9 protein-coding genes are annotated in these 7,456 nt (G+C 67.2%); 4 read left to right on the plus strand and 5 right to left on the minus strand.

Annotated elements, in window-relative coordinates:
- On the minus strand, positions 1-478 hold a 478-nt coding region (locus FOS14_RS24310), incomplete at its 3' end, for a TetR/AcrR family transcriptional regulator (RefSeq protein ID WP_143773412.1).
- A gap of 187 nt (positions 479-665) precedes the next feature.
- On the opposite strand from FOS14_RS24310, the gene FOS14_RS24315 reads away from it, so the two are divergent.
- The 3 genes from FOS14_RS24315 (at position 666) to FOS14_RS24325 (ending at position 3,480) form a co-directional block, all read left to right on the plus strand.
- Entirely contained in the window at positions 666-2,207 is a 1,542-nt protein-coding gene (locus FOS14_RS24315; protein WP_064257765.1) for an MFS transporter, read from the plus strand.
- Positions 2,208-2,232: 25 nt separating this feature from the next.
- Positions 2,233-2,742 (plus strand): universal stress protein, encoded by a 510-nt coding sequence (locus tag FOS14_RS24320; protein ID WP_010596699.1) that lies wholly within the window; start codon positions 2,233-2,235, stop codon positions 2,740-2,742.
- A 117-nt stretch (positions 2,743-2,859) separates the two neighbouring features.
- Complete coding sequence (locus tag FOS14_RS24325) at positions 2,860-3,480, plus strand: recombinase family protein (protein ID WP_010596700.1); 621 nt, start codon at positions 2,860-2,862, stop codon at positions 3,478-3,480.
- Positions 3,481-3,507: 27 nt separating this feature from the next.
- On the opposite strand, the gene FOS14_RS24330 is transcribed toward FOS14_RS24325, so the two are convergent.
- Entirely contained in the window at positions 3,508-4,299 is a 792-nt protein-coding gene (locus tag FOS14_RS24330) for an alpha/beta hydrolase (protein WP_221936769.1), read from the minus strand.
- Positions 4,300-4,415: 116 nt separating this feature from the next.
- On the opposite strand from FOS14_RS24330, the gene FOS14_RS24335 reads away from it, so the two are divergent.
- Entirely contained in the window at positions 4,416-5,264 is an 849-nt protein-coding gene (locus FOS14_RS24335) for a helix-turn-helix domain-containing protein (RefSeq protein ID WP_143773413.1), read from the plus strand.
- 107 nt (positions 5,265-5,371) lie between these two features.
- Here the strand turns inward: FOS14_RS24335 and FOS14_RS24340 are convergent, their stop codons facing one another.
- The 3 genes from FOS14_RS24340 to FOS14_RS24350 all read right to left on the minus strand — a co-directional run.
- Positions 5,372-5,851, minus strand: a complete 480-nt coding sequence (locus tag FOS14_RS24340; RefSeq protein WP_143773414.1) for a MaoC family dehydratase — start codon at positions 5,849-5,851, stop codon at positions 5,372-5,374.
- 88 nt (positions 5,852-5,939) lie between these two features.
- Positions 5,940-7,097 (minus strand): CaiB/BaiF CoA-transferase family protein, encoded by a 1,158-nt coding sequence (locus FOS14_RS24345; RefSeq protein WP_143773415.1) that lies wholly within the window; start codon positions 7,095-7,097, stop codon positions 5,940-5,942.
- 158 nt (positions 7,098-7,255) lie between these two features.
- The coding region (locus tag FOS14_RS24350; RefSeq protein ID WP_185981746.1) for a transposase at positions 7,256-7,456 on the minus strand (201 nt) is incomplete at its 5' end.

Consider the following 7,456-nt stretch of genomic DNA (forward strand, 5'->3'; position numbering starts at 1 on the left):
GGCGGATGACCTGGGCGCGCAGGGAGGTGACCGCGCCCGAGTCAGGGGGTGCGCCGGGGTCGGGGGTAATGGATCCCATGGCCAGCCAGGACAGGGTGGTCAGCTGGAGGGGAGCGTTCTCGATCAGGTCGGCTTGGGCGGTGAGCAACGCGATCAACTGCTCGCGCACGGGCCCGTCGTCGGGTGGGGTGTCCACGCGCGGGAGTAGGCGTTCGAAGGTGGCCGCGAGCAGGTGGGTGCTGCTGCCGAAGTGCCGGTAGAGGGTGGTGCGCGCGACTTTCGAGGTGCGGGTGACCGCGTCGATGGTGACCGCGTCGATACCGCCGGTGGCCAGCAGATGGGTGGCCGCGTCGAGCAACCGTGCCCGCGAGCGCGCCAACCGCGGATCGGCCTGATCGAGATCCGCGTCCTGCTCGCCGGTGGCGGAGTGGGGCGCGGCGGGTCCGGTGCGGGTGTCGGCCTGGTCGCGGGTGGTCATGGTCGGGAAGACCTCCAAGGAAACGGGCGGCGGTGAATGTGTCCGATTTCGACTCTATCGCAACCACTCTCGCCTGTGATACTCATGGTAGCGAAGCGATACCGATGGTTTCGTCGGGTGGGAGGTGCCGGTGAACGCACCGGAAACGACTGACGGTCACAGTGTGCTGGCGCGGGCCGAATGGTGGATGCTGACGGTGTCGTGCCTGGCGGTGGCGCTGGTCGTCGCGGCGATGGCTGCACTGTATTCGGCGTTGCCGCTGATCGCGGTCGCGACCGGGGCGACCCAATCGCAGCTGACCTGGATCGTCGACGGCTACACCCTGATCCTGGCGTGCCTGGTCCTGCCCGCCGGCGCGGTGGGTGACCGCTACGGGCGCCGCGTCGTGCTGATCGCGGGCCTGGCGGTGTTCTCCGTGGCCTCGGCGCTGCCGCTGCTCATGTCGGGGCCGGTGTGGCTGATCGCGGCCCGCGCGGCGGCGGGCGCGGGCGCGGCACTGGTGATGCCCTCGACCCTGTCGATCCTGACCGCGGGGCTGCCCGAAGCGCATCGCGGGCGCGCGGTCGGGGTGTGGGCTGGGGTCGCCGGGTCCGGTGCGGTGCTCGGGATCCTCGGCTCGGGACTGCTGCTGGCGCGGTGGTCGTGGGAATCGGTGTTCGTGGGACTGACCGTGGCCGGGGTGGTGCTGGCCGCGCTGGCGTGCACCATCGCCGAATCCCGCGAGCGGGAACACCCGCCGGTGGACTGGGTGGGCGCGGTGGCGGTGGCGATCGCGATCGCGGCGATCGTGTTCGCCTGCGTCGAGATCCCCGCGCGCGGCTGGCTCGACCCGCTCGTGACCCCCACCCTCGCGCTCGGTGTCGCCGCGGCGGTGGTGTTCGTGATCATGGAGTTGCGGGTCGCCGCGCCGCTGCTGGATGTGCGGTTGTTCGCCCGGCGGGGGTTCGGGGCCGGGTCACTGTCGGTGACCATCCAGTTCCTGGTCACCTTCGGGGTGTTCCTGCTGCTGGTGCAATACCTGCAATTGATCCTCGGGTACGGGCCGCTCGGTTCGGCGCTGGGCCTGGTGCCGATGGCGGTGCCGCTGGTGGCGATCTCGGTGATCGCGCCGTGGCTGTCGAGCCGGGTCGGGCTGCGGGCGATGACCGTCACCGGGCTGCTCGCCATCGCGACCGGACTCTTCCTGGTGAGCCGGTTGACCCTGGCCGCCGACTACCCAGACCTGTTGTGGCCGTTGCTGATCCTGAGCGCCGGGCTGGGATTGTGCACCGCCCCGGCCACCTACGCCATCGTCGCCGACACCCCCGTGGCCAAACACGGTGTCGCCGCCGCCGTCAACGACGCCGCCCGCGAGATCGGCGCGGCCATCGGAATCGCCGTATCCGGCAGCGTGCTCGCCGCCGGATACACCCACCACATCCAACCCGCCCTGCCCCAGCTGCCCGAACCCGCTCGCGGCCCGGTCGCCGACTCCCTCGCCGCCGCCCTGCAGGTCGCCGACCGCGCCGGACCCGCCGCCCAGCCACTGGCCGAATTCGCCAAGACCGCGTTCGTACACGGCAGCACCCAGGCCGCGCTCGCGCTGGCGGCCATCACCGCGGCCGGAGCACTCGCGCTGGCCATCCTCGCCCCCGGACGCACACCCCGGCCCACCCCCACCACGACCACGACCACGACCACGACCACGGTGCGCGAACCGGCATCCACACTGCAGGACCCCCACAGCTGATACTCACCGTGAAAGGGAGGTCGTCATGACGGCCTACCACACCATCCTCGTCGACACCGACGGCTCCGACCGCTCCTACCGGGTGATCGACCACGCCGCCGAACTCGCCCGCGCCAGCCACGCCCGCCTGCTCATCCTGTGCGCCCGCCACGACATCGACGCCCACACCCTCGGCCCCGACCTCGACCGGCTCGGACCCGACGCCTACCAACTCCGCGGCACCACCCCCACCGACACGATCCTGCGCACCGCCCGCCACCACGCCACCGCCCACGGCGCCACCGACATCACCACCCACATCCTGGCCCCACCCACCCTGCACGCCCTGCTGCACCTGGCCGCCACCACCGGCACCGACCTCATCGTCACCGGCCACCCCCACCGCCACCCGCTGCTGGCCCGCTGGCTACCCACCCTGCCCATCGAACTCGCCCGCCACGCCCACTGCGACATCCTCATCGTCCACGCCCCGCCCGACAATCCACCCCACCTGCCACCGAACCCCGCAGACCGGCACTCGACGACTGTCCCGTAAGCCGATCGGCCACCGGAACACCACGATCCGCGGACTGCCGCCCAGCTCGCAGGTGTTCCGTAGAGGTGTTCCGCGTACCGTCCCGCTCAACCCCCGCTATCCGGAACAATTCCGGGTATGGGTGAACCGTTCCGCGTCGGATACTGCCGTTGCTCCACCGATGAACAAGACGTCGAGATCCAAACCGACCAACTCCTCACTCTCGGCGTTCCACGCGACCGGATCTTCATCGACACCGGGTTCTCCGGCACCACCCGCCGCAACCGCACGGGCCTCGACAACGCGCTCGCCGCAGTGACCTCGGCAGCGGCGGCCGTCAGCGGGCGGCAGGTCGTGCTGACCACAACGAAATTCGACCGATTCGCCCGCAACATGGCCGAAGCCGGAGAAATCCTCACCGACCTGCGCAAGCGCGATGTCCTGTTCGGGCTCGGCAGCTCCGTCTACGACTGGAACGACCCGTTCGGCAAACTCTTCCTGCAAACCCTGGCCATGGTCGCCGAATTCGAGGCCAACCTGGGCCACCTGCGCACCCGTGAAGGCATGGCCAAGGCCCGCGCCAAGGGCCGCCTCAAGGGCAAACAGCCGAAACTGCCTCTCGCAGCACGCAAAACGATCCACCGCCGCTACCACGACCCCGGCGACGACGCCAGCCTGGCCGACCTCGCCGAGGAATACAGCGTCGGTCGCTCCACCATCCACCGCATCATCAGCAGCCCCGCCCCACCCCGCATCTGACGCAAACCAGCGCACCGCCCGAGCCGATCACGACGGCATCGTCGCTGGTCCAGCCATATGTGTTGTTTTCCGCGCGATTACTACCGGAACCCCGTATTGGGCGATCATGTCGATGCTGCGCAGCACCCATTGGTTGGTCGAGCGGCAGTGCCCACCCCGCGGCGTGCGGTAGTAGTCCTGCGCCTCGCGGTAGAGCGTCGGCGCGTTCTCGAGACTCTCCGCACTCTCCGGTGCCCAGGCCTCCGTTACTGGCGCGTCCCCGCGCGCCTCGGCGGTGCGCAGCTCGCCAGCCTTGTCGAGCAACGCCTGCAACACTTCGGGGCCTTGTGTGCGGCCGAGTCCCTCCACGAGCAGGCTCCGGATGTCGACGGCGCTCACGGTTGCGACGGCCCTGATGCGGTGGTCGGTCTGAGCAGCGAACGGCACATATCCACCGGACGCACAGATACCCATTGCGCCAATGCGTTCCGGATCGATGTCAGCGCGGGTGGTCAGGAAGGAGACCGCCGACTTGATGTCCTCGGCCCGCTGAAACGGGTTTTCCAGGCCACGCGGGAGGCCTTCGCTCTCACCCTGATACGCCGCGTCGAAGACGAGCCCTGCGAAGCCTGCCTGCGCCAGTCGCTCGGCGTAGATGCTGACCGTTTGTTCCTTGACTCCGCCGCCCGGATGCGAGATAACCACTGCCGGAAGCCTTTCCCCATCACGGCCTTCCGGAGTGAAGAGAATTCCGGCAATCGCAAGATTGCTGCTCGCGAACGTAACGTTGGTTTGCACTGTCTTTTCATCACCTTCGATGTTGTCGGAGCTTGATGTCATCAACACTCCCCCGAACTCGACGCGAGCAAAATGGGCGAGTCTCGTCCGGGGACACCACCGTCCTGGGACAAGGTTGGCCCCGGACAAACCACGCGATTGCTGCGAGACTCGAAGTCATGACCAGCAGTGCGCACCGCAGCGAGCTGGGCGAGTTTCTCAAGGCCCGCCGGATGGAGCTGAGCCCGGAGATGGTCGGATTGGCCCACGGAGGGCGACGCCGGGTCAGGGGCCTGCGTCGGGAGGAAGTGGCGCTGCTCGCGTCAATCAGCACGGACTACTACACCCGGTTGGAGCAGGGGCGCCGGCAGGCCTCGGCGCCGGTGCTGGACACCCTCGCGCGAGTCCTTCGTCTGGACGACGACGAACGCACGTATCTGTTCGAGTTGTCCGGTAAGGACGCTGAACGTCCGCGCCGCCGGCCAGCGCAGAAGGTGCAACCGCACCTGCGCCGCCTGCTCGACGACTTCGCCATGACACCGGCAATGGTGATCGGCCGGCGCATGGACATCCTCGCCTGGAATCGGCTGGCCGCCGCCCTGATCACCGATTTCGGCCAACTTCCCGAATCGCAACGCAACTACGTGCGATTGATGTTCACCGATCCTGCTATGCGCACCCTCTACCCGGCCTGGGCCGAGGTCGCCCAAACCGGGGTGGCCCAGCTGCGCATGGAGGCCGCGCGTGACCCGAAAGATCCGCGGCTCACCGCTCTCGTAGGTGAATTATCAGTATTGGACAACGACTTTCGCCGCTGGTGGGGTGCCCATCACGTCGCCGTACGGGGAATGGGTACCAAGGTGCTTCGACATCCAGTCGCCGGCGAGCTGACCCTCGACTGGGACACCTATACGTGCGTCACCGACCCCGACCAGCAACTCGTGGCCTGGACCGCCGAATCCGGCACACCATCTCACGACGGGTTACGAATTCTCGCGTCGTGGGCGGCCAGCGAGCAACCAGCGTGACGGACCTCCCGTTGAGGTTCCGGATGGCCCACCAGCAGAATTGGCGACGGCGGAACCGGGGCTTCAACACAATCCCCGGTCCCGCCGTTGTCTGTGGAGCGAGTCGCTCAGGACGCCGCTGTTGCGGCTTCTGTTGCGGCGGAACGCTTCAGCATCAGGCCGACTCGCACTGCGGTGCAAATGACTTCGTCACGCTGGTTGATGCCGAGGTGACGGAAGGTCACGATCCCGGAATCGTCGCGGCTCTTGGATTCACGCTTGTCCACGATCTCCGTACGGACATGGATGGTGTCGCCGTGAAACACCGGCTTGGGGAACTTGATCTCGTTGAACCCCAGGTTGCCCAGGGTCGTTCCCTGCGTGGTCTCCGGCACCGTGATACCCGCGATCAAGCCGAGAATGAACATGCTGTTGACCAGGCGCTGGCCGTAGATGGTGTTCCTGCTGTACTCCTCATCGAGATGCAGCGGCGCCAAGTTGAGCGTCATCGTGCTGAACAACACGTTGTCAGTCTCGGTGACGGTGCGACGGTTGGCATGCTCGATGACCTGACCGGGCTCGAACTCCTCGAAGTACAGACCTGCCATGACGCTATTTCCTTACGTGAGTCGGGCTCGTATGTCCTTGCGGGATTGGATCAATCATACATTATATATTAGACAGCTGGCAATGCTTTCAGCTACGTACCGGGTCGTCGGCAGCAACCTCTGCTCGAATCGCGTCGGTGTCCGCGCCCAGTGCCGGGACGCTCCCGTGACGCACCGGCCATCCGGTGCCCAACGCCGGCGGAACCAGCGCCGGAATCGGCCCAACGGGCGTGTCCACTTCACGCCACCGATGCCGCTGCGCCAGCTGCGGGTGCTCGGCCACATCATGGACGCTGTTGAGTCGGGCGTTGCCGATGTTCGCCTCATCGGCCAGTCGCTGGATGTCGGCGAGATCTCGCTCAGCACACCATGACCCGACAATCTCATCGACCTCCGAACGCCGCGCCACCCGATCCGCGTTGCGCGCATACCGCTCGTCAACGACCAGGTCCGGCCGCTTCAATAGATCTCCGGCCAACCGGCGCCACTCTCGGTCACTCGTCGTGCCAAGTACCACGGTCTGACCGTCGCGGGTCGCGTACGCCCCATAGGGCGCCACTATCGGTGCACCCATACCGACCGGCACGGGAGCCTCCGCGCCGTGTATCACCGCGTTGAGCGCAAAGCTCATCATCTCGGCAACCACGTCGAGCATTGCTATAGCAATGATGGTGCCGCGCCCTGTCCGGTCGCGGTCGTACAGCGCGGCCAGCACCGCGGAGTAGGCGTACAGCGCAGTGCCGATGTCGGCGACTGGCACGCCCGGCTTGGCCGGAGCGCCGGGGAGGCCAGTGAGCGAACATACCCCGCCCTCGGACTGAACAAGCAGGTCGTAGGCGCGCTTGTGGTCGAGCGGACCGCCGGTTCCGTAGCCGGAGATGTCGACGACGATCAGACGCGGGTGCTGCACGATCAGATCGGCGGGTGCCAGGCCCAGGCGGCCGAGCGCGCCGGGCGCCAGGTTGCTTACCAGCACGTCGGCTTTGGCGAGCAGTCGTCGGAACACCTCCAGATCACCATCATCGGTGAGGTTCAGCGCCGCCGATTCTTTGCCGTGGTTGAGCCAGACGAAATGGGCCGCCATGCCGCGCACCACGCCGTCGTAGTGCCGGGTGGTGTCGCCCACACCCGGATTTTCGATCTTGATGACCCGCGCGCCGAGGTCGGCGAGATGCCGGGTGCACAAGGGGGCCGAGATCGCCTGTTCGAGCGATACGACCGTGATCCCCTCGAGCGGCGCGCCCATGTCGCTTCCTTCCACTTGTTCCAGGCCGCACTGGGCGTCCACTCTTGGCTGCCGGGCGGCGGGATCCGGGCTGTTGCGCAATTCGGGGCGGGGTGTGATGGGCTGGTGTCGATGGTGCGGGTGTGTGTTCGTCGTCGTGCCCGGTGGGGGCTGGCGGGTTATGCAGTCGCTGGGGTCAGTGCGCCGGTGGTGATGGCTTTGAACAGGTTGTGCACGAGCGCGTGGAAGCTGAATTCGGCTGTGGCTCTGGTTGTTCGGCGGGATGTGAAGCGTTTGAATCCGAGGTTGTGTTTGGCGTGGCCGAACGGGGTTTCGGCGATGTGGCTGCGCTGGTTGTAGAGGGCTTTGCCTTCGGGTGT

The sequence above is a fragment of the Skermania sp. ID1734 genome (assembly GCF_007489285.1).
GTDB lineage: Bacteria > Actinomycetota > Actinomycetes > Mycobacteriales > Mycobacteriaceae > ID1734.